This is a genomic window from Halorubrum sp. SS7 (assembly GCF_005435055.1).
Lineage (GTDB): Archaea > Halobacteriota > Halobacteria > Halobacteriales > Haloferacaceae > Halorubrum > Halorubrum salinarum.
Genome location: NZ_SGXV01000645.1, coordinates 1 through 232, shown reverse-complemented (window position 1 = coordinate 232; position 232 = coordinate 1). Strand labels below are relative to the sequence as shown.

Here is a 232-nt window from a genome sequence, read left to right as displayed (position 1 = left end):
GCTCGTCCCCGGGTCGAACAGGCCGCCGTACCCGGTCACGGCGTCGTCGATCGCCTCGATGGCGGGGCCGATCTCGTAGCCGTACCGCGCGAGCACGTCGTCGACCCGCCTCGCGAGCGGCGAGAGCCCCTTCGTGGGGAGTCGGTCCACCTCACCCCTCCGTCGACGGCCGCGCTCCCTGTCGATCCATTACCGGCGTATCGGGAGGCCGAGACAAAAAGGCGCGGGCACC

The 232-nt window shown here is 71.6% G+C and carries 1 pseudogene; it reads right to left on the bottom strand.

What is annotated here, in order from left to right:
- Window positions 1–150: pseudogene (locus EXE44_RS21805) on the bottom strand (ribonuclease H); the annotation flags it as partial.
- Window positions 151–232: the final 82 nt, after the last annotated feature.